The sequence below is a fragment of the Arthrobacter sp. SO3 genome (assembly GCF_020532825.1).
Taxonomy (GTDB): Bacteria; Actinomycetota; Actinomycetes; order Actinomycetales; family Micrococcaceae; genus Arthrobacter.
In genome coordinates, this window is sequence record NZ_MQTS01000222.1 from 1 (window position 1) to 291 (window position 291).

The 291-nt window shown below is 71.5% G+C and carries 1 pseudogene; it reads right to left on the reverse strand.

Going from position 1 to position 291, the window contains the following annotated elements:
* Nucleotides 1–291, reverse strand: a pseudogene (locus tag BJQ90_RS19365) (endonuclease); the annotation flags it as partial.

A 291-nucleotide genomic window follows, 5' to 3' on the forward strand; every position in this document is an offset into this window, starting at 1 on the left:
CCCGCCGGTCCGTAGCACACTTGGTATGGCGGTGTTCGATGCTGACCGGGTGGTGGCGTTCCCGCCAGAGACGGGCTTTGGCCCGGAAGCGTCCCGGAACGAGGTCCCCGGCCGGGCACCCCCGGGCCGGGTTCGGTGCGTCGGGGTCCAGGAAGTGCGCTTCCAGCCCGGCCGCCCCGGCCCGGTCCAGGTTGGTGGTTTCATCCACGATGATCCGGGCGTGCTGCCAGGAAATCGTCCCGGCCTGCAGGGCCGCCAGGGTCAGCGGCAGTGACGTGGTCAGTGCCTGGC